Raw genomic sequence first — 25333 nt, 5'->3', positions numbered from 1 at the left:
GGCGGTGGAGGCTCGGGTTTGGGGTCGCCGGTCGCCGGATCGCCCGTCTCTGGTCGCGGGGGTGCGGGTCGGGCTGGGCTGGGCTGGAGGGTGCAGGTTGAGCTGGGCTGGCGGGCCCGAGGTGCGGGGTGGAGGGCTGAGTTGAGTTGAGCTGATCTGGGGTGGGGTGGGAGGGGGCGGGGGGAGGGGAGCCCCCCCCAGAACCCCTGAAATCAGGCGTCGAGCAGGGCATCCCGGCCGTGCCCTAGGCTGGACGGGTGACGACCCCGGAAGCCGAGTCGACCCCGTCCGAGGCCCCTGCCGCTGAGCCGCAGGGGCAGCCTGTTGCTGAGGGGCGGCCCGAGGCGCGGCTTGAGCGGGCTGTGCTCGCCGCCGAGCAGGCTCTGATCGAGTACGAGATCGCGGTGGAGACGTTCCGGGTCGAGGTGGAGAACTTCTCTCGGCTGCACCACCAGAAACTCGGCCCCATGTATACGCGCCTGGACGAGCTCGAGGCGCAGATCGCCGAGGCGGTCGCCGCGCGGAGCGGGGATCCGGAGGACCGGCGTAAGGCGGACGAGGCCAGGGCGCGCGTGATGCCGATGCCCGCGGTCGAGGAGCTGTTCGACCAGTGGATGGACGGCGACGGTCTCTCGCCGGAGGCGTCCGCCATGCTCACCGATCAGCCCGTTCGGCCGCCCCAGCGTGTACGGCCGAGCGACGAGGCCCGCAAGCTCTACCGGGAACTCGTCCGCAAGGCGCACCCGGATCTGGCGCAGGAAGAGAAGGACCGGGCGCGGCGCGAAGAGTTCATCGTGCGGGTCAACGCGGCCTACGGCCGGGGCGACGAGGCGCTGCTGAAGGAGCTGTCCGACGAGTGGGCCGCGGGGCCTGTACCCGAGGCACGCAAGCCCAGCCCGAGCGAGGAGCTGTACGAACGGCTCGAGTGGCTGGCGCAGCGCAAGGAGATGCTGACGGCCGTCGCTCAGGAGCTGGAGGAGAGCGCGATCGGCGCGATGCTGCGGATGGCGCCGGACGACCCCGACCGGCTGCTCGAGGAGATCGCGGAGCAGCTGCTTGCGCAGGTCGCCGAGCGGGAGGCTGAGCTGGAGCGGCTGATGCGCGAGCAGGCTGCCGGTAGCTGAGCGGGTAGTCGAGCAGGCTGCCGGTAGCTGAGCCGGTGGTCGAGCAGGGTGTTGGTGGTAGAGCTTTTTGGCGAGCATGCTGCTTGAGCTGGGGCAGCTGGGCGCCGGGCGCTGGGCGCCGTGCCGGCCGGGGGCTGAGCCGAGACTCCAGCGCGAGCGCCGCTCCTCGCTCTTCCCTCGGCGTCGCTGATGGTCGTTCGCGCGGTTGACCGTCCTAGTGCCTGGCGGGTCAGGGCCCCGGATGGGGTCGGGTAGCGTCGGGGGTATGCATTTCGGATCTGGTGTGCCCACGGTTGAGGTCGGCGAGCTCGTGGACGGGGACTTTCTCCTCGATGTCCGTGAGGACGATGAGTGGCAGGCGGGTCACGCCGAGGGCGCGTTGCACATTCCGATCAGTGAGTTCGTGGCGCGTTACGGCGAGCTGACCGAGGCGGCTCCCCAGGACGGTCGGGTCAACGTGATCTGCCGCTCCGGCGGTCGTTCCGCGCAGGTGACGATGTATCTCGTGCAGCAGGGCATCGACGCGGTGAACGTGGACGGTGGCATGCAGGTGTGGGCAGCCGCCGGGCGACCTGTCGTGGACGACAAGGGGCAGTCGGGCTTCGTGCTCTGACCCCTGGGCCCTGGACTCAGCCGAGGGGATGGGCTGCCAGTAGGTCGCCGAGTGTTTCCTCGTGGGCGGCTGCCGGGCCGAGCGACAGTTCCAGCTGCTTGGCCCAGGCGTGGTAGCGGTGGAGCGGGTAGTCGGTGTCGGCGCCGAATCCTCCGTGCAGATGCTGTGCGGTCTGGACGACGCGTCGTACGCCTTCCGATGCCCAGATCTTGGCGACCGCGATGTCGCCTGCCGCGGGGAGCGCTCCGCCTGCCTGGGTGCTGATGCGCCAGGCGGCCTGCCAGAGGGTGGCCTCCATGGCGCGCAGGTCGATGTAGCGGTCCGCGGCCTGGACCGCGACCGCTTGGAATGTCGCCACCGGGTAGCCGAACTGTTCGCGCTTGCTCGTGTAGTCGCCGGTCATCTGGAGGACGCGTTCGCCCAGGCCCAGTGCCAGGGCGCAGGTTCCGGTGGTGAGGAGCTGGTGCAGCCGGTCCCAGGCCTCGTCGGTCTCGATGATCTGGTGGGCGTCGAGGCGCACGGAGTCGAGGTGGAGTTCGCCGAGGCGTTCGCCGGTCGTGGAGATCTGTTCGGCGAGGGTGAGTCCTTCGTGCGGGTGTGGCAGTACGGCGATGACGGTGCGGCCCTGTGGAGTGTGGGCGGGTACCGCGATGTGGTCGGCGTTGTGTGCCCAGGGCACGCCGGTCTGGGTGCCGTCGAGGATCCAGGTGTCGCTGTCGCTGTCGCTGTCGCTGTCGGTGTCGCGGCGTGCGCTGACGGCGAGTTGGGCCGGGTCGTGGCCGGTGCGGCCTGCGGAGGCGGCAGTGAGGACGAGTTCGCCGCGGGCTGCCCGGGGGAAAATCTGCTCCTTCAATTCGTCGCTGCCGTAGGTCTGTACGGCGACGGCGGTTGCGGTGTGCTCCAGGATCGGGACGCGGGCGAGTGCCTTGGCGGATTCCCGGAGGACCAGGCAGAGCGCGATGGTGTCCAGGCCCGCGCCGCCGTGTTCGGGGGCGAGCAGGAGGCTGAGCAGGTCGGCGTCGGCAAGTTTGGACCACAGAGTCCGGTCGAAGTCGTCGGCGATGGCGCCGGAGGTGAGGGCCGGGCTCGGCACGCTGTCGGGCGCGACCGGGCCGAGCACGGCCTTGGCCGCCTCGACGGCCGCCTGCTGTTCTTCGGTGAAGGTGAAGTCCACTGCCCTGTCCCTCCGTGCACCGGTTCGTCGTGGCGACCCGCCAGGATCTGACGGTGCGTCAAGGTAGAACAAGTTCTACGAGAAGGGAATACGCGGAGGGAATGCGAGGGCAGTGGGGCAGGCTGAGCCGTGAGCCGTGAGCCGTGAGCCGTGAGCCGTGAGCCGTGAGCCGTGAGCCGTGAGCCGTGAGCCGTGAGCCGTCAGCGGTCGAAGTCCAGCTCCACCGTCTCCGTGGCCGGGTGGGACTGGCAGGCGAGTACGTAGCCGGCGTCGGTCTCCTCGGGTTCGAGTGCGAAGTTCCGGTCCATGCGCACCTCGCCCGAGACGAGGAACGCGCGGCAGGTTCCGCAGACGCCGCCCTTGCACGCGTATGGCGCGTCGGGGCGGTTGCGCAGCACGGTCTCCAGGAGTGATTCGCCGTCGTCGACGGGCCAGGTGCCGGAGCGGCCGTCGAGCTGGGCGGTGACCGTGGAGTGCGCGAGGGCCGGTGCGGGGCGGGCGGGTGCCGCCCCGTCGTCGACGTGGAAGATCTCCTCGTGGATGCGGGCTCTTCGTACGCCGAGGGCGCGCAGCGTGCGCTCCGCTTCTTGTACGAGTCCGAAGGGCCCGCACAGGTACCAGCCGGCTACCTCGTCCACGGAGAGCAGCGCGGGCAGGAGGGTTGTCAGGCGTTGCTGGTCGAGGCGGCCGGAGTCGAGGCCGGCCTGCTGTTCCTCCCGGGACAGGACGGTGACCAGCTGGAACCGGTCGAGGTAGCGGTCCTTCAGGTCGGCCACCTCGTCCAGGAACATGGTCGACGCGGCGGTGCGGTCGCTGCGGATGAGGCAGAAGCGGGCGTGCGGTTCGCGGGCGAGCAGGGTGGCCGCGATCGACAGGACCGGGGTGATGCCGCTGCCGCCGACCACTGCGGCGTAGAGCCCGTGGGTGGGCTCGAGGATGAAGCGGCCGGCGGGGGTCATGACCTCGAGGGCGTCGCCGACGGCGATCTCCTTGAGGGCGTACGTCGAGAAGGAGCCGCCTTCGACGAGGCGGACGCCGACGCGGAGGGTCCGGGGGCCTTCGGGGCCCGGGGCGGGTGAGCAGATCGAGTACGTGCGCCGGATCTCGCTGTCGTCGGCCGGGCGGCGCAGCGCGAGGTGCTGGCCCGGCGCGTGGCGGAATTCCTCGCGAAGGGATTCGGGGACCTCGAAGGTGAGGGCCACGGAGTCGTCGGTGAGCCGGTCGACCGCGGCTACGCGGAGCTGGTGGAAGCGGGCCATCACAACTCCTTGAAGTGGTCGAAGGGTTCGCGGCAGTCGAGGCAGCGCCGTAGTGCCTTGCAGGCGGTGGAGGAGAAGCGGCTCAGCAGTTCGGTGTCCGTGGATCCGCAGTGCGGGCAGCGCAGCGGGGCGTCGCCTGCCTCGGGGGCGCCGAGGAGTGTGGCGGCGGCCGCGTCGGCAGCTGTGCGTGTGGGGCCCAGAGCGACGGTCACCGGTCCCTGGTCCTCCCGGACGGCGCGGGGTGGAGCTATGCCGAATTCCCGGAGCTTGCGACGGCCCTCGTCCGTGATGTCGTCCGTGGTCCAGGCCGGTGCGAGCACCCGCCGGACGGTGACGTCCGGTATTCCGCGCTCGTGCAGGACGCGCTCGATGTCCGTGGACATGGCCTCGACGGCCGGGCAGCCCGTGTAGGTGGGGGTCAGCTCCACCTCGACGCTGCCGGGGTTGAGGCAGTGGACGGCGCGGAGCACTCCCAGCTCTTCCAGGGTGAGTACGGGCAGTTCGGGGTCGGGCACGGAGCCGGCGAGGCGGCGCAGCTCAGCTTCGAGCGGCGTCTCCCGTCGGTCGGCGGTGTCCTGGGGGGAGGCCTCGGGGGCTTTGGTCACCATGACGCCCCCGGGTGGCTGCGGTGGAGGTGCTGCATCTCGGCGAGCATCCGTCCGAAGGGTTCCGTGTGCAGGCCCTGGCGTCCGGCGCCGGCGCTCCAGGCCCCGGTCCGCGGTCCCTCCGGGACGGTCAGGGTCGCCCGCTCCAGGACGGCGCTGACCGACGAGGTCCAACTGGCCTCCATCTCCGGCCAGTCGATGTCGATGCCGTCGACCGGCTGGAACATCTCTCCGGTGTGGCGCCAGAGTGCGTCGCAGGCCCGCTGCATCCGGTCGTGGCTTTCGGCGGTGCCGTCCCCGAGGCGTACGGTCCACTGCTCGGCGTGGTCCTGGTGGTACGCGACCTCCTTGACCGCCTTGGCGGCGAGACCGGCGAGCGGTCCGTCGGTCCCGGCGAGGCGGCCGTACAGGAGGCGCTGGTACGTGGAGAAGTACAGCTGGCGGGCGATGGTGTGGGCGAAGTCGCCGTTGGGCTGTTCGACCAACTGGACGTTGCGGAAGGCGCGTTCTTCGCGCAGGTAGGCCAGCTCGTCCTCATCGCCGACGAGGGAGAGCAGGACCCGGGCCTGGCCGAGGAGGTCGAGCGCGATGTTGGCCAGGGCGACTTCTTCTTCGAGGACCGGGGCGTGTCCGGCCCACTCCCCCAGCCGGTGCGACAGCACGAGCGCGTCGTCGCCCAGGGCCAGCGCCGCGGCAGCGGTGACGGCGCCGGCGGAAGAGGCGGGGTTCAGGGACGTGGTCACAGGTGCTTCACCCCTTCCGGGATCTCGTAGAACGTCGGGTGCCGGTAGGGCTTGTCGGCGGCGGGTTCGAAGAAGGGGTCCTTCTCGTCGGGCGAGGAGGCGGTGATCGAGGTGGACGGGACGACCCAGATCGAGATGCCTTCGCCGCGGCGGGTGTACAGATCGCGTGCGTTACGCAGGGCGAGCTCGGCGTCCGGCGCGTGCAGGCTTCCGGCGTGGGTGTGCGACAGTCCACGCCGGGAGCGTACGAATACCTCCCACAGCGGCCAGTCCTTCGCGTCGCTCATGCCGTCGCCTTCCCGTTCGCCCCGGAGTCTTGGCCCCCGGAGTGCTTCGCCTCGGAGTGTTTCGCCGCGTGGGCCGCGGCCGCTTCCCTGACCCAGGCGCCCTCGTCGTGCGCCTGCCTGCGCTGGGTGATCCGCTGTTCGTTGCACGGTCCGTTGCCCTTGAGGACCTCCCAGAACTCCGTCCAGTCGATGGCTCCGAAGTCGTGCTGCCCGCGCTCCTCGTTCCACACGAGGTCCGGGTCGGGGAGGGTGAGCCCGAGGGACTCGGCCTGCGGGACGCAGATGTCGACGAAGCGCTGGCGCAGCTCGTCGTTCGAATGGCGCTTGATCTTCCACTCCATCGACTGCGCGGAGTGCGACGACTCGTCGTCGGGAGGGCCGAACATCATCAAGGACGGCCACCACCAGCGGTCGACGGCGTCCTGCGCCATGGCGTGCTGGGCCTCGGTGCCGCGGCTCAGGGCGAGGAGCAGCTCGTAGCCCTGGCGCTGATGGAAGGACTCCTCCTTGCAGATCCGCACCATGGCGCGCGCGTACGGCCCGTACGAGCAGCGGCACAGGGGGACCTGGTTCGTGATCGCCGCGCCGTCCACGAGCCAGCCGATGGCGCCGACGTCCGCCCAGGTCAGCGTCGGGTAGTTGAAGATCGACGAGTACTTCTGGCGGCCGCTGTGCAGCTTGTCGAGAAGCTCGTCGCGGCCCGTGCCGAGCGTTTCGGCGGCGCTGTACAGGTACAGGCCGTGGCCGGCCTCGTCCTGGACCTTGGCCATCAGGATCGCCTTGCGTCGCAGTGAGGGGGCGCGCGTGATCCAGTTGGCCTCCGGCTGCATGCCGATGATCTCGGAGTGGGCGTGCTGCGCGATCTGCCGCACGAGCGTCGCGCGATAGGCGTCCGGCATCCAGTCGCGGGGCTCGATGCGCTCCTCCGCCGCGACGGCGGTGTCGAACGCTGTCTGATACGCGGCGGTGCCCGGCTCTTGGCCCGAGGCGGTGCCGGTGGCGTCGGACGTGGCGTGGTCCGCCTGTGTCCGCGCCGCTTGGTGCGCAGCTGCTGTCGCCATCCCGGTCTCCCTCGACCTTGAGCGAATCTCCCGACCGATCGTTCGGTTCGTTGGATTCAATGGTGGGACGTGGCGCCGTAGGGTGTCAACCCTGCGAGGTCCGGCCTGTGGATAAGTCCCATGCCTCTGTGCCTCGCGTGCGCGGCTGAGTACCGTGCCGGTGCGGCGGCTGGGAGCGGGCCGCGGGGTGAGGAATCGGTTCGGCAAAAGCGCGGACCGGAGGCGTCGGGAGACTCGGGGAAACGGGGCGGCATGGACGCGTACGACAAGGGCTCGACCGCCCGGCGTTCCGACCCGGAGCCGCGGCCGGATCCTTTGCTGAGCTCTGCGCCGGACGAGGTACCTGAGGCAGGCCAGGTGCCTGACGTCGGCCAGGAACCTGAGTCCGGCCCAGTGCCTGAGCTGGATCTCCCGCCCCCATCCTTCGCCTCCCCACCCCTCGCATCTCCCCCCTCGCCCCCGTCTGCCATACCCCGCATAGGCCTGTCGGCCCTCTCCCTGCGCTACCAGATCGCCGCCGCCTGCGCGCTCGTCGTGGTCGCTCTCGTGGCGTGTGTGCACGTCGCGATGGTGTTCTTGCACGTCGCTCCGTCCAACACCGTCTACAAGCAGTACGGCCGGGCCGTCGACGGATGGATCTATCCGGAGTTCGAGCAGAACTGGAAACTGTTCGCGCCGAACCCGCTCCAGCAGAACATCGCCGTGCAGGCCCGCGCGGAGGTCCGTACGGCCGACGGCGGTACGCGTACGACCGGCTGGTACGACCTGTCGGCGCGGGACGGCGCCGACATCGACGGGAATCCGCTGCCCAGTCACACGCAGCAGAACGAGTTGCGCCGGGCCTGGGACTTCTATGTGTCCGCGCACGACAGTGAGAACCGCCCCAGCGGTCTGCGCGGCCAGCTCTCCGAGCGCTACATCCGCCGCATCGTGGTGCTGCGGCTGTCCCACGAGGACGGGCTGACGGCCGACGGCAAGACGGCCGCCGGCAAGCGGCCCACCCTCGCCCGCGTCCAGGTCCGCTCGCGGACCACCAACGTGGCGCCGCCCCCGTGGAGCGACGAGAAAGTGGATCCCAAGCCCCTCTACCGGGAGGTTCCCTGGTGGACGGTGACGGTCGCGGACAGGGCACTCGACAGCAACAGCAACACCAACAGCCAGGGCCAAAACGGCAGCAGCACGCGCGTGCGTGCTGCTGCCACTGACGGGACGGATGCCCGGTGAACCGCATCGACCGCGTCACCGGGTTCGCCCTCGGCCCCTACCAGAGCGCAGTGATCCGAATCGGTTTCTCCGCGACCTGGCTGCTGTTCCTGTTGCGAGAGTTCCCCAATCGTCATGAGCTGTACGGTCCCGACGGGCCGTGGAGCTGGGACATGGCACAGCAGCTCATCGCCGGTAACGGCGCCTTCACCGCTCTGATGTGGTCGGACGGCCGCGTCTGGTTCGAGATCGTCTACGCCGCCGCGGTCGTGAGCAGCGCGCTTCTGATGCTGGGCTGGCGCACCCGGACCATGTCTGTCCTGTTCATGATCGGCGTGCTCTCGCTGCAGAACCGCAGCATCTTCATGGGCGACGGCGGCGACAACGTCATCCATCTGATGTCGATCTACCTGGTGTTCACACGGTGCGGGCAGGTCTGGTCGCTGGACGCGCGGCGAGCGGCACGCGCGCGTGAGCACTTTGCGCGTGAGGGCGACTTCGGGCCGCCCGACGTGGTGGGGCCGGTGCTGTGGTGGCTCGCGGGGCTCGGACTCTCCGTGATCACGTTCATGGGGGTCGTGAGCGGGGGCTGGCTGGTCGTGTTCTGGGGGCTGTGGGCCGTGCAGGGCCTGTGGTGGGCGGTGAACCGGAGGGACCCGTACAGCGAGCCCCGGCAGCTGCTCGACGTGATCGCGAACCTCGCGCACAACGCCGCGCTCCTCGTGATCATGGCGGAGGCGTGTCTGATCTACGCGACCGCCGGTTGGTACAAGATCCAGGGCAGTCGCTGGCAGGACGGGACGGCGGTCTACTACCCGCTCCACCTGGACTACTTCTCGCCCTGGCCGGCCCTCGGGGATCTGCTCGCCTCGCACGGGCTGATGGTGATGCTCGTGTCGTACGGGACGGTCGTCGTGCAGGTCGCCTTCCCGTTCACGCTGTTCAACCGGCGCGTCAAGAACGTCCTGCTGGTCGCCATGATGTGCGAGCACGCGGCGATCGCCGTGCTGCTCGGGCTGCCGTTCTTCTCGCTCGCGATGATCGCCGCCGACGCGGTGTTCCTGCCGACGCCGTTCCTGAAGCGACTGGGTGGATGGGTGGCACGCGCGCGTGGAGGCGTGTTCTCCCGTACGGCCGGTGCCCCTACGGTTCCGGGGCCTCGCGCCGCGGAGAGCCCCGACCAGGCCCACGTAGGCTTCACGCCATGAGCGGGGCGAACGGCGTACACAGGCACACAGCGTGAACAGGCAAGCGGCATGAGCAGGCACACAGCATGAGCAGAGCGCACGGCATGAACGGGCGAGCAGCATGAGCGGGGCGGATGGTGCCGGCGTCGACGTATGGCGCGCCCGCGCCGGGACGTCCGTCCTCCTCGACGGGTTCCACGCGCTCAAGCACGCCCTGCGTTTCGGTGCGCGCGTGCCCGTGGCCCTGGCGGCCGATCGTGCCGCCGCGCTCGCCCTGGCCGAGGAGCTCGCCCCGGACGTGCGGGACGCCCTTGACGGGCTTTTGGTGGAGGTTCCGCAGGAGACGCTGCGTGCCCTCGTGCCGCGTCTGCATCCCACAGGGGTGGCCGCGCTGGCGGTGCGGCCCGACCGGGCGGCGAACCTGGCCGCCGTGGCGCACCTGCCGAGGACCGCGCCCGTCGTCGTCCTCGACAACCCCCGCAACCTCGGCAACGCGGGCGCCGTCATCCGCCTCGCCGCGGGCTTCGGGGCGACGGGCGTCGTCATGACCGGCAGCCTCGACCCCTGGCATCCGACTGTCGTACGCGGTGGTGCGGGCCTGCACTTCGCGACGGCGGTCGAGCGCCTGGCGGTGGAGGAACTGCCGCCGGGGCCCGTGTACGCGCTCGATCCGGAGGGCGAGGACATCCGGGGGACAGTGCTGCCGGACGACGCGCTGCTCGCCTTCGGCTCGGAGCGCAGCGGCCTGTCGCCCGAACTGCGCGCCCGAGCCGACCACTTGGTGTCGCTGCCGATGCGGGCGCAGGTCTCCAGCTACAACCTGGCGACGAGCGTCGGCATGACGCTCTTCCACTGGAGCACCTGTGGCACGCCGGGCGGTCCCGCGGGCCGCCCGGCTGCCTGAGCTGACAGCGGTCGGAGGCCTCAGGCCTCCTTGCGCACCTCCACCACCCGGAAGCGGTTCGACACGAACGCTCCGTCGCACAGCGCCGCGTTGGCCGCGGGGTTGCCGCCGGAACCGTGGAAGTCCGAGAACGCCGCCGTCTGGTTCACGTACACCCCGCCCGTGAGGTTGACGGACAGCTGGGCGCACTCTTCGAGGCAGACCTCTTCGACGGCTTCGGTGACCTCGTCGGAGGTCGTGTACGCGCCGACCGTCATCGCGCCCTTGTCGCGCACCGTGCGCCGCAGCAGGTCCAGCGCGTCCGTCGTGGAGTCGACGGCGACGGCGAAGGAGACCGGGCCGAAGCACTCGCTGAGGTAGGCGGACTCGGAGTCGGCGCCGTCCCAGAACTTCCGCGCACCGTCCTGCTTGACGATCATCGGCGTACGGACGACGGCCCCCGGGAACTCCGGGTTGCTGATCTCCCGTGAGGCGAGGGCGACTTCGCCGAGGCCGGAGGCGGCCTCCAGGCGGGACTTCACGTCCGGGTTCACCAGGGCGCCGAGCAGCGCGTTCGCCCGGGCGTCGTCGCCGAGGAGGCCGTCGACCGCGGCCGCGATGTCGGTGACCACCTCGTCGTACGTCTTGGGGCCCTCGTCCGTGCCGATGCCGTCGCGGGGGATGAGCAGGTTCTGCGGGGTGGTGCACATCTGGCCGCTGTACAGGGACAGGGAGAACGCGAGGTTCGCCAGCATTCCCTTGTACCGGTCGGTCGAGTCGATGACGACCGTGTTGACGCCGGCCTTCTCCGTGTAGACCTGCGCCTGCCGGGCGTGCGTCTCCAGCCAGTCGCCGAACGCCGTCGAGCCCGTGTAGTCGATGATCTTGATCTCGGGGCGCAGGGCGATCGTCTTGGCGATGCCTTCGCCTGGCTTCTCGGCGGCCAGCGCCACCAGATTCGGGTCGAAGCCGGCCTCGGCGAGGACCTCGCGGGAGACCTGGACGGTGAGGGCGAGGGGCAGCACCGCGCGCGGGTGGGGCTTCACCAGGACGGGATTGCCGGTGGCGAGGGAGGCGAAGAGGCCCGGATATCCGTTCCACGTGGGGAACGTGTTGCAGCCGATGAGGAGCGCGATGCCGCGGCCGACCGGCGTGAACTGCTTGCCGAGGACGAGGGGGTCGCGCTTGCCCTGCGGCTTGGTCCACTCCGCCGCGTCCGGTGTGCGTACCTGCTCGACGTACGCGTACGCCACCGCTTCGAGCCCGCGGTCCTGCGCGTGCGGGCCGCCCGCCTGGAACGCCATCATGAAGGCCTGGCCGCTGGTGTGCATCACGGCGTGCGCGAACTCGTGCGTACGCGCGCTGATCCGGGCCAGGATCTCCAGACATACGGCGGCGCGGGCCTCGGCGCCCGCCTCGCGCCACGCGCGCATGCCCGCGCGCATCGCGGGGAGCAGGACGTCGAGGTCGGGGTGCGGGTAGGTCACGCCCAACTCGACGCCGTACGGCGAGATCTCGCCGCCCACCCAGTCGTCCGTGCCGGGCTGGCCGAGGTCGATCCGGGTGCCGGAGAGCGCGTCGAAGGCGGCCTTGCCCTCGGGCATGCTCAGGCTTCCGTGCTCTCCGTAGGCCTTGGGGTGCTCGGGGTGCGGCGACCAGTACGCGCGCGTGCGGATCGCTTCCAGCGCTTGGTCAAGGGCGGGTCGGTGCTTGGCGATCAGGTCGTGCGCGGTGACTTCGGCGGCCATGGCGGACCAACTCCTCGTCGAGACGGCTCTTCGTCGAGCCGGCGAGCTGGGCAGGAACAGCTGGGCAGGAACAGGCAGACACGGCTAGAGTAACCGAACGATCGGTCGGGACAAGGGGGTCCGTCGAACCTGTGGAAAACTTCGCGCCCGCCGCTGTGCCCCGACCCCCGGGCCTCCGGCAGTCGTTCCGTGCGGGAGGATCGCGACCATGACAGCACTCGAGCCCGGCAGCCCCGAACGCCTTGTGGGCGTGGTGGGTACCGGCACCATGGGCCAGGGCATCGCCCAGGTCGCCCTGACCGCCGGCCACCCCGTCCGGCTCTACGACGCCGTGCCGGGGCGCGCCCGGGAGGCTGCGGACGCCATCGCCGCACGCCTGGACCGTCTGGTCGACAAGGGCAGGCTCGACGCGGCCGAGCGCGACGCCGCCCGCGCGCGCCTGAGCCCCGCCGAGTCCCTCGAGGAGTTCGCGGGGGCGGCGCTCGTCGTCGAGGCCGTACTGGAGCGGCTCGACGTGAAACAGCAGCTGTTCACGGACCTGGAGGAGATCGTCGGGGACGACTGTCTGCTCGCGACCAACACCTCGTCCCTGTCCGTCACGGCCGTCGGCGGCGCGCTGCGCCTGCCGGGCCGCCTCGTCGGCCTGCACTTCTTCAACCCGGCGCCCCTGATGCCCTTGGTCGAGGTGGTCTCCGGCGCGGCGACCGACGTCACGGCGGCCACGCGCGCGTACGAGACGGCGCGTGCCTGGGGCAAGACGCCTGTCGTGTGCGCCGACACCCCCGGATTCATCGTCAACCGCATCGCGCGCCCCTTCTACGCCGAGGCGTTCGCGGTCTACGAGGAGCAGGGCGCCCAGCCCGCCACCATCGACGCCGTCCTGCGCGAGTGCGGCGGCTTCAAGATGGGCGCCTTCGAACTGACGGACCTCATCGGGCAGGACGTCAACGAAGCGGTCACCCGCTCCGTGTGGGAGGCCTTCTTCCAGGACGTGAAGTTCCGGCCGTCCCTCGCCCAGCGGCGCCTGGTCGAGGCCGGCATGCACGGCCGCAAGACAGGCCGCGGCTGGTACGCGTACGCGGACGGCGAGGAGCGCCCGGAGCCGCACACCGCGCAGCCCGCCCAGGCGCCCGCCTACGTCGTCGCCGAGGGCGACCTGGGGCCTGCCGCCGAGCTCCTCACCCTTATCCGCGAGGCCGGCATCCCGGTGCGTGAGGAGGACGAGGACAACGGCACGCGCCTGGTTCTTCCCAGCGGTGGCCAGCTCGCCCTCGCGGACGGCCAGACGTCCGTCGAGTACCGGGACGTCATCTACTTCGATCTCGCGTTCGACTACCGGGCCGCCACCCGCCTCGCTCTCGCGACCTCTCAGGAAGCGTCCCCGCAGACCCTGCGTGAGGCCACCGGGCTCTTCCAGGCCATCGGCAAGGACGTCAGTGTCATCGGGGACGTACCCGGCATGATCGTCGCCCGCACGGTCGCGCGGCTCATCGACCTGGCGCACGACGCCGTGGCCAAGGGAGTGGCCACTCCGGAGGACATCGACACGGCGATGCGCCTGGGCGTCAACTACCCGCTGGGGCCTGTCGAGTGGAGCAGGAAGCTCGGCAAGAACTGGGCGTACTCCCTCCTCGACGATCTGCACCTGCGCGACCCGTCGGGCCGTTACGCGCCCTCGCTCGCGCTCTACCGCCACTCGTACGCCTCCGACAAGCGGGAGGGCTCCGCATGACCACCGCAAGGCGCGACACCTACACGCCCGAGACCCTCCTGTCGGTCGCCGTGCAGGTCTTCAACGAGCGTGGCTACGACGGCACGTCGATGGAGCATCTGTCCAAGGCGGCCGGTATCTCCAAGTCGTCGATCTACCACCACGTCGCCGGGAAGGAGGAGCTGCTGCGCCGTGCCGTCAGCCGTGCGCTCGACGGCCTCTTCGGGATCCTGGGCGAGGAGCACGCGCGCGTGGGCCGCGCCGTCGAGCGGCTGGAGTACGTCACCCGGCGCATGGTCCAGGTCCTGATATCCGAGCTGCCGTACGTGACCCTGCTGCTGCGCGTGCGCGGGAACACCGACACGGAGCGCTGGGCGATGGAGCGGCGCAGGGAGTTCGACCACCAGGTGGCCGAGCTCCTGAAGGCGGCCGCGGCCGACGGTGACGTGCGGGGCGACATCGAGGTGCGGCTCGCGACCCGCCTCGTGTTCGGCATGATCAATTCGATCGCGGAGTGGTACCGGCCGGGTGGCCGGGGCATGGACGACCGTGAAGTCGCCGACGCCGTCGCGCAGTTGATCTTCGGAGGGCTGCGCAAGGAGGGCTGACGGGCCCCGAGCGGGGGCGCGTCAGGCGTCCGGTTCCAGGTCCTCCTCCTCGAACACCAGCAGTGTCCGCGTGCTCAGCACCTCCGGCATGGCCTGGAGCTTGGTGAGCACCAGTTCCCGCAGCGACCTGTTGTCCTGCGTGTGCACCATCAGCAGCACATCGAAATCACCGCTGACCAGCGCGATGTGCGAAGCCTCCGGAAGCCGGCGCAGCTGCTCGCGCACGGTGCGCCAGGAGTTCTGGACGATCTTGAGCGTGATGTACGCGGAGGCGCCCTGCCCGGCCCGCTCGTGGTTGACGCGGGCGCCGAAGCCGCGGATGACGCCGTCGTCGATGAGCCGGTTGATGCGCGCGTAGGCGTTGGCCCGTGACACATGGACGCGCTCGGCGACGGAGCGTATCGAGGCGCGGCCGTCCATCTGGAGCATCTGCAGGATGTCGCGGTCGATCGCGTCCAGCGGGCGCGGCTGGTACTCGGGCCGGCCGCCCGGCGGCCGGGGCGGGGAGCCCGGACGGCCGTCGGGGCCGCTGTCGGGCGCTCGGGGCGAGGTCTCGGGGCGGTCGCCTCCCGGGCCGTCGGCCATTCGTTCAGATGCCATGTCCCCCCGCCTCCCTACCATGGACGTACTGCGTCCATCCCAGGCTGTGGAGAACCGTTTGTCCACAGCCTGGAGGTGCCTGTAGCCAAAATGTGCCGACGACCGAACAATCGGTAGGTGAGGCGCATCACACCGTCGCGTCTCTCAGCCGCTTCCAACCGAGGAGGTGCCGTCATGACGGTCATGGAGCAGCGGGACGCCTACCGGCCCACCCCGCCGCCCGCCTGGCAGCCGCGCACGGATCCCGCGCCGCTGCTGCCCGACGCCGAGCCGTTCCGGGTTCTCGGCACCGACGCCGCGGCCAAGGCCGACGCCCGACTTCTGCACCAGCTGTACGCGGAGGTGGTGCGCGGGCGCAGGTACAACGCGCAGGCGACCGCCCTGACGAAGCAGGGCCGGCTCGCGGTCTACCCCTCCAGCACCGGACAGGAGGCCTGCGAGGTAGCGGCCGCCCTCGTCCTGGAGGAGCGCGACTGGCTCTTCCCCAGCTACCGGGACACTCTCGCCGCCGTCGCCCGGGGCCTCGACCCCGTACAGGCCCTGACCCTGCTGCGGGGCGACTGGCACACCGGGTACGACCCGCGCGAGCACCGTGTGGCCCCCCTGTGCACGCCGCTCGCGACCCAGCTCCCGCACGCCGTGGGACTCGCGCACGCCGCCCGCCTCAAGGGTGACGACGTGGTCGCGCTCGCCATGGTCGGCGACGGAGGCACCAGCGAGGGCGACTTCCACGAGGCGCTGAACTTCGCCGCCGTGTGGCAGGCCCCGGTCGTCTTCCTCGTCCAGAACAACGGCTTCGCGATCTCCGTACCGCTCGACAAGCAGACCGCCGCCCCGTCCCTGGCCCACAAGGCCGTCGGATACGGGATGCCCGGTCGCCTGGTGGACGGCAACGACGCGGCGGCCGTGCACGAGGTCCTCGCCGATGCCGTGCGCCACGCGCGCGAAGGGGGCGGCCCGACCCTCGTCGAGGCGATCACCTACCGCATGGAGGCGCACACGAACGCGGACGACGCCACGCGCTACCGCGTCGACGCCGAGGTCGACGCCTGGCGCGACCACGACCCGGTCCTGCTCCTGGAGCGGGAGCTGACGGAGCGCGGACTCCTCGACGAGGAAGGCATACGGGCCGTGCGTGACGACGCCGAGAAGATGGCCGCCGACCTGCGCGAGCGCATGAACCAGGATCCGGTGCTCGACCCCATGGACCTCTTCCGTGATGTCTACGCCGAGCAGACGACACAACTGCGCGAGCAGGCCGCCCAGTTGCGTGCCGAGCTCGACGCCGAGGCGGACGGGGCCGACCGATGACGACTGTCGCCGCCAAGCCGGCCACCATGGCGCAGGCCTTCGGTCGCGCCCTGCGCGACGCCATGGCCGCCGACCCCTCCGTGCACGTCCTCGGTGAGGACGTCGGCACACTGGGCGGCGTCTTCAGGGTCACCGACGGACTCGCCAAGGAGTTCGGTGACGCCCGCTGCACGGACACGCCGCTCGCCGAGGCGGGCATCCTCGGCACCGCGGTCGGCATGGCCATGTACGGCCTGCGGCCCGTCGTCGAGATGCAGTTCGACGCGTTCGCCTACCCGGGCTTCGAGCAGCTGATCTCGCACGTCGCGAAGATGCGCAACCGCACCAGGGGCGCGATGCCGATGCCCCTCACCGTGCGCGTCCCCTACGGCGGCGGAATCGGCGGCGTGGAGCACCACAGCGACTCCTCCGAGGCCTACTACATGGCCACCCCGGGCCTTCACGTCGTGACGCCCGCGACCGTCGCCGACGCCTACGGCCTGATGCGCGCCGCCATCGCCTCCGACGACCCCGTCGTCGTCCTCGAGCCCAAGCGGCTGTACTGGTCGAAGGACACCTGGAACCCCGAGCACCCGACGGACGTGGAACCCATCGGGCGGGCCGTGGTCCGGCGGCCCGGCAGCAGCGCGACCCTCATCACGTACGGGCCGTCGGTGCCGGTCTGCATGGAGGCGGCCGAGGCCGCGCGCGCCGAGGGCTGGGATCTGGAAGTCATCGATCTGCGCTCCCTGGTGCCGTTCGACGACGAGACGGTCGGCGCGTCCGTGCGCCGCACCGGGCGAGCCGTCGTCGTGCACGAGTCGGGCGGTTTCGGCGGGCCCGGCGGTGAGATCGCCGCGCGCGTCACCGAGCGCTGCTTCCACCACCTGGAGGCGCCGGTCCTGCGGGTGGCCGGGTTCGACATCCCATATCCGCCGCCGATGCTGGAGCGGCATCATCTGCCGGGGGTCGACCGGATCCTGGACGCGGTCGCCCGGCTTCAGTGGGAGGCGGGCAGCTGATGGCACAGGTCCTCGAGTTCAAGCTGCCCGACCTCGGCGAAGGCCTCACCGAGGCGTCGATCGTCACCTGGCTCGTCCAGGTCGGCGACGTCGTGGCGGTGGACCAGCCGGTCGTCGAGGTGGAGACCGCGAAGGCGATGGTCGAGGTGCCGTGTCCCTACGGGGGCGTGGTGACAGCCCGCTTCGGCGAGGAGGGCAGCGAACTCCCCGTCGGCTCGCCCCTCCTGACGGTCGCGGTGGGCACAGCGGCCGAGGGGGAGGGCGACGACGAGGGATCCGGGAACGTCCTGGTGGGATACGGCACCACGGCCGCGCCGGCGCGTCGGCGCCGGGTCCGCCGGCAGGACGACGTCCCCGCGGCGCCCACGCGGACTGCCCCTGCCGCCTCCCCCGCACCGGCTCCGGACGCGACACCGCGGAGCGGACCCGTGCCGGTCATCTCCCCCCTCGTGCGCAAGCTCGCCCGTGAACACGGCCTCGACCTGCGCGAGTTGCCCGGGTCCGGGCCCGACGGCCTCATCCTGCGGGCCGACGTCGAGAGCGCCATGCGGGAGACGGTGCAGGTACGGGCCCACGTGACCGAAGCGGAAGCCGTGACCCCGGCCGCGGCCCCGACCCAGGCCCCCGCCCAGGCTCCGGCCTCGTCGGACACGAGCGCGGACGGCATCCGTGTCCCCCTGCGCGGCATACGAGGCGCCGTAGCCGACAAGCTCAGCCGCAGCCGCCGCGAGATCCCCGACGCGACCTGCTGGGTGGACGCCGACGCCACGGAGTTCATGCACGCGCGCGTGGCCATGAACGCGGCCGGCGGGGAGAAGATCTCCGTACTCGCCCTGCTCGCCCGCATCTGCACCGCCGCCCTGGCCCGCTACCCGGAGCTCAACTCCCGGGTCGACCTGGCGGCCCGCGAGGTCGTGCAGCTCGACGGCGTGCACCTCGGGTTCGCCGCCCAGACCGAGCGCGGACTCGTCGTCCCCGTCGTGAAGGACGCGCACGTGCGCGACGCCGAGTCCCTCAGCGCCGAGTTCGCCCGCCTCACGGAGGCGGCGCGGGCCGGGCGGCTCACGCCCGGGGAACTCACGGGCGGCACGTTCACGTTGAACAACTACGGCGTCTTCGGCGTCGACGGCTCGACGCCGATCATCAACCACCCCGAGGCCGCCATGCTCGGTGTGGGCCGGATCATCCCCAAGCCCTGGGTCCACCAGGGGGAGTTGGCGGTGCGGCAGGTCGTCCAGCTGTCGCTCACCTTCGACCACCGGGTGTGCGACGGCGGCACGGCGGGCGGCTTCCTGCGCTACGTGGCGGACTGCGTCGAACAGCCGGCGGTGCTCCTGCGCACCCTGTGAGGACGAACGGCCCGCCCCCGCCCACCCCGATGTGACGTAAATCCTCGCGGGTGCGGGCCGTTGCCGGGGGTCTCAATGATCCTTCGTGCGCCCATACTCGAAGGATGAACGCTGCTCCCGCGCCGAGCCGCCCCGCCCACGACGCCGTCGTGCTCGCCGGCGGCGCCGCCAGACGGCTCGGCGGCACGGACAAGCCCGCGGTCCGGGTCGGCGGCAGACCGCTGCTCGACCGGGTCCTGGCCGCCTGCGCCACGGCCGGCACCACGGTCGTCGTCGCCGAACCCAGACCCACCGCGCACCCCGTGCGCTGGACCCGCGAGGACCCGCCGGGCGGCGGACCGGTGGCCGCGCTCGACGCCGGCCTGCGCGCCACCACGGCCGACCAGGTCCTCGTCCTCTCCGCCGACCTGCCCTTCCTGAGCGAGCAGACCGTGCGGCGCCTCCTCGACGCCTTGAACGCGGGCACGGCGGACGGTGTCCTGCTCACCGACGCCGGCGGCCGGGACCAGCCGCTCGTCGCGGCCTACCGCAGCGCACCCCTGCGCCACCACCTCGCCGAACTCGCCGCCGCTCACGACGACGGCCTCTCCGGACTGCCCTTGCGGCTGCTCGTCGGCCGGCTCGAACTCACCCGCATCACCGACCCCGTCGCGTCCTTCGACTGCGACACCTGGGACGACATCGCCGCCGCCCGGTCACGCATCAGGGAGCATGGGCACGTGTTGGATGAATGGATCTCCGCAGCCAAGGACGAACTGGGCATCGAGCTCGACGTCGACACCGGCGTCCTGCTCGACCTAGCCCGCGACGCCGCGCACGGTGTGGCCAGGCCGGCCGCTCCCCTGACGACGTTCCTCGTCGGATACGCGGCCGCGACCGCCGGGGGAGGCCGCGAGGCCGTCGCCGAGGCCTGCGCGAAGGCCACCGCGCTCGCTGACCGCTGGGCGAAGGAAGCCGCGGACGACGAAGCGTCGGCGAGCGGCACGACGGGCGCCGCGTCTGACGGTGCCTCCTCTGACGGCGCCTCACCCGGTGGCTCTGCGGGCGCGCGGCCGGACGCGGGATGAGCGGTCAGAGCGCCGAGTCGCCGGCCGCGCAGGCGCGCGCGGCCGAGGACGGCGCCGTCGACGAGGCGCTCGCCCTGGTCAACGAGGCCCGGGCGGCGGACGGCCGCGGCGCAGGCGGCGCGGGGGTTCCCGGCGCGGCGGGCTCCGGTGGCGGACGCGCCGGCAGGGCAGGCTCCGGCACGGGGCGCCCCGGCTCGGAACGCGGTTCGGCCGAGCGCTCCCGGCACGCCGACCCCGCCACCGCCACCAGCGGCACGGATCACCCGGGCCATCCGGCCCCCACGCACCATAGCGACCCTTCGGACCACCGAACCGGCTCCCGGCACCAGGCCGTCCCCTGGTCCACCGCGCGAGCCGTCGCCGGGCGGGCCGGGCGCGGGGCCGCCGCACGCCGGGGAGGTACGGCGGAGCGCCGGGTGCCGCTCGACCGGGCGCTCGGTCTGACGCTGGCCGAGCCCCTCGCCGCGCTCTCCGACCTCCCCTCCTTCGACACGTCCGCCATGGACGGCTGGGTCGTCGCCGGGCCGGGCCCCTGGGACGTACGGGCCGAGGGGATACTGGCCGGGCAGGACCGGCCCGAGCCGCTGTCCGACGGTGAGGCCGTCCGGATCGCCACCGGCGCCCGGATCCCGCGGGACGCGACCGCCGTCATCCGCAGTGAGCACGGCCGCACCGACGACAAGGGCCGGCTGTTCGCCCTCGGGGACGTCGGCCACGGCCAGGACATCCGCCCCCGAGGCCAGGAGTGCCGATCCGGCGACCAACTCCTGCCCACCGGAGCCCTGGTGACGCCGGCGGTGCTCGGGCTCGCCGCGGCCGCCGGATACGACGAGCTGCTGACGGTGGCGCGCCCGAGGGTCGAGGTGTTCATCCTGGGCGACGAGTTGCTGACCGAGGGCCTCCCCCGTGAGGGCCTCATCCGTGACGCGCTCGGCCCGATGCTGCCGGCCTGGCTGAGGGCGCTCGGCGCGGAGGTCACCTCCGTACGGCGTCTGGGCGACGATCCCAAGGCGCTGCTCAAGGCCGTACGGGCGTCGGACGCCGACCTCGTCGTGACGACCGGCGGCACCGCGTCGGGCCCGGTCGACCATGTGCACCCGACGTTGAGCCGCGTCGACGCCGAGCTGCTCGTCGACGGAGTCGCGGTGCGGCCGGGGCACCCGATGCTGCTCGCCCGCATCAAGGAGGGGCAGCACCTCGTCGGCCTGCCGGGCAACCCTCTCGCGGCTGTTTCCGGGCTCCTCACACTTGCCGAGCCGCTGCTGCGGACGCTCGCGGGACGGCCGGAGCAGGAGCCGTACACCGTGCCGCTCCAGGCGGCTGTGCACGGGCATCCGCACGACACGCGGCTCGTCCCCGTCGTGGTCCGGGGGGAGAACGCCGTGCCGCTGCGCTACAACGGTCCGGCCATGCTGCGCGGGATCGCCGCCGCCGACGGGCTCGCCGTCGTCGCGCCCGGCGGAGTGAAGGCCGGACAGGAAGTGGAGATCCTCGACCTGCTGTGGTCGTGGAACCCGGCGGGTGACGACGGAGGCGCCGCCTCCGCCGAGAGGTGTTTCACGTGAAACTTCCCGGCCATGACGCGATGGCCCGCCAGGACGACGAGAAGGTCGTCGCCCGTCAGGTGACGCTGCCCAAACGGGTCGTCGAGCGGCCGCTGCGGCAGGTCGCCAAGCGGCTGCTGATGGCGCTCACCGTGCTGGTCGCGACGGCGATCATCGTCTGGGTCGACCGCTCCGGCTACAGCGACAACTCCGACGGCAGCGTCGACCTGCTGGACGCGTTCTACTACGCGACCGTCACCCTCTCCACGACCGGGTACGGCGACATCACGCCCGTCAGTGACGGCGCCCGGATCGTCAACATCCTCGTCATCACGCCACTGCGTGTGCTGTTCCTGATCATCCTGGTCGGCACCACCCTCGAAGTGCTCACCGAGCGCACGCGGGATGAGTGGCGACTGAACCGCTGGAGGTCCAACTTGCGTGACCACACCGTGGTCGTCGGATTCGGCACGAAGGGCCGGTCGGCGATCCAGACCGTCTGCGCGACGGGGCTGAAGACGGATCAGGTGGTGGTCGTCGACCCCAGCAGCAAGGTCATCGAGGCGGCCACGACGCTCGGGTTCGCCGGAGTCGTCGGCGATGCCACGCGCAGTGATGTGCTGCTGCGGGCCGAGGTGCAGCGGGCGCGGCAGATCATCGTCGCGACCCAGCGCGACGACACCGCGGTCCTGGTCACCCTCACCGCCCGCCAGCTCAACCGCGCGGCGAAGATCGTGGCGGCCGTCCGTGAGGAGGAGAACGCCCCCTTGCTGCGGCAGTCGGGCGCCGACGCCGTCATCACCAGCGCCAGCGCGGCGGGCCGACTGCTCGGACTCTCCGTGCTGAGCCCGAGCGCGGGCATGGTCATGGAGGACCTCATCCAGCAGGGCAGCGGCCTCGACCTCGTCGAACGCCCGGTCATAAAGGCCGAGGTGGGGCTGAAGGTCCGGGAGACCGAGGACCTGGTCGTGAGCGTGGTGCGCGGGCACCGGGTGCTGGGTTACGACGACCGGGCCATCGGCACGCTGCAGTTGACGGACCGTCTGATCACGATCGTCCGGGCCACCCCCGGCACTCAGTCCGTTCCGGACACCCGACGGCTGCCGCAGGACTGACGGTTGAGGGCACCTCACGACTGACAGCCGAGGGCACCACAGGACCAACAGTTGACGGTTGGGGTGTGCCCGGACGGTGGGTCGGGGCGCAGCGCGAACTGGCGTCGGGGCACGTGCCGTCCCGCCGTCCGGATCGCCGCGAGGAGTAGCCTCGCCGGCATGTATGCGATCACGATTCCGGAACCCGGTGGACCTGAGGCGCTCGTCTGGGCGGAGGTTCCCGATCCCGTACCCGGTGACGGTGAAGTGCTGGTCGAGGTGGCGGCCGGGGCCGTCAACCGCGCCGATCTGCTCCAGCGTCAGGGTCTCTACAACCCCCCGCCCGGCGCGACCGCCATCCCCGGCCTCGAGTGCGCGGGACGCATCGTCGCCCTCGGCGCCGGAGTGTCCGGCTGGTCCGTCGGCGACGAGGTGTGCGCGCTGCTCTCGGGCGGCGGTTACGCCGAGAAGGTCGCCGTACCGGCCGGCCAGCTCCTGCCCGTACCCGAGAACACCGATCTCGTCACGGCGGCCGCGCTGCCCGAGGTGACCGCGACCGTCTGGTCGAACGTCTTCATGATCGCCCACCTGCGCCCCGGCGAGACCTTCCTCGTCCACGGCGGCTCCAGCGGCATCGGCACGATGGCCATCCAGCTGGCCAAGGCGATCGGCGCCACGGTGGCGGTGACGGCGGGCAGCAAGGAGAAGCTCGACTACTGCGCCGAGCTCGGTGCCGACATCCTGATCAACTACCGCGAGCAGGACTTCGTGGAGGAGATCAAGCGGGCCACGGACGGAGCGGGCGCCGACGTCATCCTCGACAACATGGGCGCCAAGTACCTGGACCGCAACATCCAGGCACTGGCCACCAACGGCCGCCTCGCGATCATCGGCATGCAGGGCGGCATCCAGGGCGAGCTGAACATCGCCATGCTCCTCAACAAGCGCGGCGCCATCACCGCGACCTCCCTGCGCGCGCGCCCGCTGGCCGAGAAGGCAGCGATCGTCGCGGCGGTACGGGAGCACATCTGGCCGCTGATCGACACGGGCCGCGTCCGGCCGATCGTCGACCGGAAGCTGCCGATGAGCGACGCGGCGCAGGCGCACCGCGTCCTGGAGGAGAGCGGACACATCGGGAAGGTGCTGCTCACCGTGGAGTAGGCCGAGCAGCGGGCGGCGGCGTGGCCCGAGTGAGCGGAGAGGCACCAAGGTGCCGGAATTGTTGCGTCATGTGACGCTGATTCCGGGATTCCTCCGATCTTGGTGACTCGATTCCGGGAGGGGCGCGCGGAATGACTCCTCGCCTCCGCACCACCACCAGCCGCCCGCTGCCGCTGTCGCTGCCGCTGCCGCTGCCGCCGATGCTGTGGCCACTGCTGTTCCTGGCCCTCCTCTCCGGACCGGCCACCACCGGCAGCTACGCGTACGCCGCCGAACCCTCGCCCACGCGCGCCCCCGCCTCTGCCGACGACGAGGCGCAGGCCGGCAGCCTCCCTGGCGAGGGCCGTACGCCGCCGGGGCGGGCCGGGTCGAAGTCGCCGGACCGCGACCGTCCCGAAGAGTCCCCGCCCACGCACCGGCCGAGCCACGAGCCCTCCGCGACGGAACCGTCCGCGCTCGCCACCAAGAAGCCCTCGGCCTCGGCCAGTGCCTCCCCCAAAAGGCCCAGCGCCTCCCGCGCCCACCCGAAGGCCGCCTCCGCGGACCCCTCACGCAAGGGTCAGTCCGTCCGGAAAAGCCACTCCACCTCCACCTTCACCTCCACCTCCGTCTCTGCGTCCGCGTCCGAGGACGCGCCGAAGCGGTCCCACGCTCCCTCGGCGGATCCGTCGCGCACCCGCTCGGCCGACGCCGCGATACCCGTGCCCCCGGAAGATCCGCAGTCGTGGGAGGAAGACCCCGACGAGCAGCAGGTCCAGCCGTCGGTCCGGCCCACAGGCATCCCCGCGGACAACGCCGACCGCACCCCGCGGCAGACCGCTGCCGAACCCGTGATCCCTGGCGTGGGCATCCTGCCGCTGGGCTCCGGCCTCGTCCTGGTCGGCCTCGGCGTCGGATTCCTGGCCCTGCGCCTGCGCCGCACATGAATCGCTGCCGCCCATGGGATACGCGCCGCCCATGAAATCCGCGCCGCCCATGCCGCCCATGACGTATGTGCCGGCGATGAAATCCGCCCGTACGTGCTGCCCATGAAATCCGCCCCGAATCCGGAATCGCTGCTGCCCATGACATACGCGCCGCCCATGACATACGCCGCCTCGACACACGACCCCAAGACCCACGACCCCAAGACCCACGACCCCAAGACCCACGACCCCAAGACCCACGACCCCAAGACCCACGACCCCAAGACCCACGCCCTCCGCTCCTCCCAAGCCCGAGGCCGTCCGTCACGGCCGGCCCGTGGCCCGCGTTCGTCGCCCCGCCCGCCCCGCAAACCGCCGCCGCCCTCGCTCAGGCCCGTACCCGCCGGGAACTCCGTCGCTCACGGTGGGAGTACGCCCGAACACGGTGGATCACCCTCGTATGGGGGCACTACCCAGGTGTGATGGTGCGGTACGAGAGAATGGCGGCATGGAGATGCCGAGGAACGAAAGGTCGCCGGAGAGCCCCCAGGTCCTGGTCGTGGGCCAGGACGGAATGGCGCTCGGTGGCGGTGGAGACGACGACTCCCGCGAGGTCCCGGTGACGGAGATGGTGGAACAGCCCGCCAAGGTGATGCGCATCGGCAGCATGATCAAGCAACTGCTCGAGGAGGTGCGGGCGGCTCCTCTGGACGAGGCGAGCCGGGTGCGGCTCAAGGAGATCCATGCCAGCTCCGTGAAGGAGCTCGAGGACGGTCTCGCGCCGGAGCTCGTCGAGGAGCTGGAGCGTCTCTCGCTGCCGTTCACCGACGAGGTGATCCCGAGCGACGCCGAACTGCGGATCGCGCAGGCCCAGTTGGTGGGCTGGCTCGAGGGACTCTTCCACGGGATCCAGACGACACTGTTCGCGCAGCAGATGGCCGCGCGGGCCCAGTTGGAGCAGATGCGCCGCGCGCTGCCGCCCGGCGTGGGCGGAGAGGACGGCGACGACCCGCGGGTGGCCGGCCGCTCCGGAGGCCCGTACCTGTAGGGCGCGGGACACCTGGAGGTCCGGGCATCCCACCCCGGACCCGGGGA

Annotated in this window: 24 protein-coding genes; 16 read left to right on the top strand and 8 right to left on the bottom strand. The window is 71.4% G+C overall.

All coding sequences use genetic code 11. The features are described from left to right. The first annotated feature begins 257 nt into the window (after positions 1 to 257). Complete coding sequence (locus tag OHO83_RS23220) at positions 258 to 1124, top strand: hypothetical protein (protein WP_330279757.1); 867 nt, start codon at positions 258 to 260, stop codon at positions 1122 to 1124. Positions 1125 to 1407: 283 nt separating this feature from the next. Further along, the gene (locus OHO83_RS23215; protein WP_116512043.1) at positions 1408 to 1737 is read left to right on the top strand and encodes a rhodanese-like domain-containing protein; all 330 of its coding nucleotides are present in this window, start codon (positions 1408 to 1410) and stop codon (positions 1735 to 1737) included. Positions 1738 to 1753: 16 nt separating this feature from the next. On the opposite strand, the gene OHO83_RS23210 is transcribed toward OHO83_RS23215, so the two are convergent. From OHO83_RS23210 to paaA, 6 genes are all read right to left on the bottom strand, one after another. Beyond that, positions 1754 to 2911, bottom strand: coding sequence for an acyl-CoA dehydrogenase family protein (locus tag OHO83_RS23210; RefSeq protein ID WP_330279756.1), 1158 nt, complete (start codon positions 2909 to 2911; stop codon positions 1754 to 1756). A 200-nt stretch (positions 2912 to 3111) separates the two neighbouring features. Continuing rightward, on the bottom strand, positions 3112 to 4170 hold the full coding sequence (locus OHO83_RS23205; RefSeq protein WP_330279755.1) for a 2Fe-2S iron-sulfur cluster-binding protein: 1059 nt from the start codon (positions 4168 to 4170) through the stop codon (positions 3112 to 3114). Further along, positions 4170 to 4778, bottom strand: coding sequence for a 1,2-phenylacetyl-CoA epoxidase subunit PaaD (gene paaD / locus OHO83_RS23200; RefSeq protein WP_266672410.1), 609 nt, complete (start codon positions 4776 to 4778; stop codon positions 4170 to 4172). The genes OHO83_RS23205 and paaD overlap by 1 nt, the downstream gene beginning before the upstream one ends. Further along, the gene (paaC, locus tag OHO83_RS23195; protein ID WP_266672412.1) at positions 4772 to 5518 is read right to left on the bottom strand and encodes a 1,2-phenylacetyl-CoA epoxidase subunit PaaC; all 747 of its coding nucleotides are present in this window, start codon (positions 5516 to 5518) and stop codon (positions 4772 to 4774) included. The genes paaD and paaC overlap by 7 nt, the downstream gene beginning before the upstream one ends. After that, a complete protein-coding gene (gene paaB, locus OHO83_RS23190; protein WP_266672414.1) occupies positions 5515 to 5805 on the bottom strand; it encodes a 1,2-phenylacetyl-CoA epoxidase subunit PaaB in 291 nt (96 codons plus the stop codon). The genes paaC and paaB overlap by 4 nt, the downstream gene beginning before the upstream one ends. Then, positions 5802 to 6866 (bottom strand): 1,2-phenylacetyl-CoA epoxidase subunit PaaA, encoded by a 1065-nt coding sequence (paaA, locus tag OHO83_RS23185; protein WP_330279754.1) that lies wholly within the window; start codon positions 6864 to 6866, stop codon positions 5802 to 5804. Before paaA ends, paaB begins: the two co-directional genes overlap by 4 nt. 252 nt (positions 6867 to 7118) lie before the next feature. Between paaA and OHO83_RS23180 the strand changes: the two genes are divergently transcribed. From OHO83_RS23180 to OHO83_RS23170, 3 genes are all read left to right on the top strand, one after another. Beyond that, positions 7119 to 8090: a DUF5819 family protein gene (locus OHO83_RS23180; protein WP_330279753.1), complete on the top strand. Its 972-nt coding sequence runs from the start codon at positions 7119 to 7121 to the stop codon at positions 8088 to 8090. Then, positions 8087 to 9277 carry an HTTM domain-containing protein gene (locus OHO83_RS23175; protein ID WP_266672420.1) on the top strand — a complete coding sequence of 397 codons (1191 nt, stop codon included), beginning with the start codon at positions 8087 to 8089 and terminating at the stop codon, positions 9275 to 9277. The genes OHO83_RS23180 and OHO83_RS23175 overlap by 4 nt, the downstream gene beginning before the upstream one ends. Positions 9278 to 9377: 100 nt before the next feature. Beyond that, on the top strand, positions 9378 to 10160 hold the full coding sequence (locus OHO83_RS23170) for a TrmH family RNA methyltransferase (RefSeq protein ID WP_330279752.1): 783 nt from the start codon (positions 9378 to 9380) through the stop codon (positions 10158 to 10160). A gap of 20 nt (positions 10161 to 10180) precedes the next feature. Here the strand turns inward: OHO83_RS23170 and paaN are convergent, their stop codons facing one another. Beyond that, entirely contained in the window at positions 10181 to 11887 is a 1707-nt protein-coding gene (paaN, locus tag OHO83_RS23165; protein ID WP_330279751.1) for a phenylacetic acid degradation protein PaaN, read from the bottom strand. Positions 11888 to 12095: 208 nt separating this feature from the next. On the opposite strand from paaN, the gene OHO83_RS23160 reads away from it, so the two are divergent. Beyond that, entirely contained in the window at positions 12096 to 13619 is a 1524-nt protein-coding gene (locus OHO83_RS23160; protein WP_266672426.1) for a 3-hydroxyacyl-CoA dehydrogenase, read from the top strand. Further along, positions 13616 to 14206 (top strand): TetR/AcrR family transcriptional regulator, encoded by a 591-nt coding sequence (locus OHO83_RS23155; protein ID WP_266672428.1) that lies wholly within the window; start codon positions 13616 to 13618, stop codon positions 14204 to 14206. The genes OHO83_RS23160 and OHO83_RS23155 overlap by 4 nt, the downstream gene beginning before the upstream one ends. Positions 14207 to 14227: 21 nt before the next feature. Here the strand turns inward: OHO83_RS23155 and OHO83_RS23150 are convergent, their stop codons facing one another. Further along, a complete protein-coding gene (locus tag OHO83_RS23150) occupies positions 14228 to 14806 on the bottom strand; it encodes an Lrp/AsnC family transcriptional regulator (protein ID WP_266672430.1) in 579 nt (192 codons plus the stop codon). Positions 14807 to 14980: 174 nt separating this feature from the next. Between OHO83_RS23150 and pdhA the strand changes: the two genes are divergently transcribed. From pdhA to OHO83_RS23105, 9 genes are all read left to right on the top strand, one after another. Further along, on the top strand, positions 14981 to 16117 hold the full coding sequence (gene pdhA, locus OHO83_RS23145; protein ID WP_266672432.1) for a pyruvate dehydrogenase (acetyl-transferring) E1 component subunit alpha: 1137 nt from the start codon (positions 14981 to 14983) through the stop codon (positions 16115 to 16117). Next, a complete protein-coding gene (locus OHO83_RS23140; RefSeq protein ID WP_266672434.1) occupies positions 16114 to 17118 on the top strand; it encodes an alpha-ketoacid dehydrogenase subunit beta in 1005 nt (334 codons plus the stop codon). The genes pdhA and OHO83_RS23140 overlap by 4 nt, the downstream gene beginning before the upstream one ends. Next, a complete protein-coding gene (locus OHO83_RS23135) occupies positions 17118 to 18467 on the top strand; it encodes a dihydrolipoamide acetyltransferase family protein (protein ID WP_266672436.1) in 1350 nt (449 codons plus the stop codon). Before OHO83_RS23140 ends, OHO83_RS23135 begins: the two co-directional genes overlap by 1 nt. Positions 18468 to 18571: 104 nt before the next feature. Then, positions 18572 to 19534 carry an NTP transferase domain-containing protein gene (locus OHO83_RS23130; RefSeq protein WP_330279750.1) on the top strand — a complete coding sequence of 321 codons (963 nt, stop codon included), beginning with the start codon at positions 18572 to 18574 and terminating at the stop codon, positions 19532 to 19534. Next, a complete protein-coding gene (locus tag OHO83_RS23125) occupies positions 19531 to 21099 on the top strand; it encodes a molybdopterin molybdotransferase MoeA (protein WP_330279749.1) in 1569 nt (522 codons plus the stop codon). The genes OHO83_RS23130 and OHO83_RS23125 overlap by 4 nt, the downstream gene beginning before the upstream one ends. Continuing rightward, positions 21087 to 22193, top strand: a complete 1107-nt coding sequence (locus tag OHO83_RS23120; RefSeq protein WP_329434554.1) for a potassium channel family protein — start codon at positions 21087 to 21089, stop codon at positions 22191 to 22193. Before OHO83_RS23125 ends, OHO83_RS23120 begins: the two co-directional genes overlap by 13 nt. Before the next feature lie 159 nt (positions 22194 to 22352). Then, the gene (locus tag OHO83_RS23115) at positions 22353 to 23333 is read left to right on the top strand and encodes an NAD(P)H-quinone oxidoreductase (protein ID WP_266672444.1); all 981 of its coding nucleotides are present in this window, start codon (positions 22353 to 22355) and stop codon (positions 23331 to 23333) included. Positions 23334 to 23464: 131 nt separating this feature from the next. Beyond that, positions 23465 to 24259 carry a hypothetical protein gene (locus tag OHO83_RS23110; RefSeq protein WP_330279748.1) on the top strand — a complete coding sequence of 265 codons (795 nt, stop codon included), beginning with the start codon at positions 23465 to 23467 and terminating at the stop codon, positions 24257 to 24259. 487 nt (positions 24260 to 24746) lie between these two features. Beyond that, positions 24747 to 25286 carry a bacterial proteasome activator family protein gene (locus OHO83_RS23105; protein ID WP_116512020.1) on the top strand — a complete coding sequence of 180 codons (540 nt, stop codon included), beginning with the start codon at positions 24747 to 24749 and terminating at the stop codon, positions 25284 to 25286. The last annotated feature ends 47 nt before the right edge of the window (positions 25287 to 25333 follow it).

It is taken from the genome of Streptomyces sp. NBC_00569 (assembly GCF_036345255.1).
Taxonomy (GTDB): domain Bacteria; phylum Actinomycetota; class Actinomycetes; order Streptomycetales; family Streptomycetaceae; genus Streptomyces.
The sequence above is the reverse complement of the archived record's forward strand: the minus strand, read 5'-3'. Positions and strand labels throughout refer to the sequence as shown.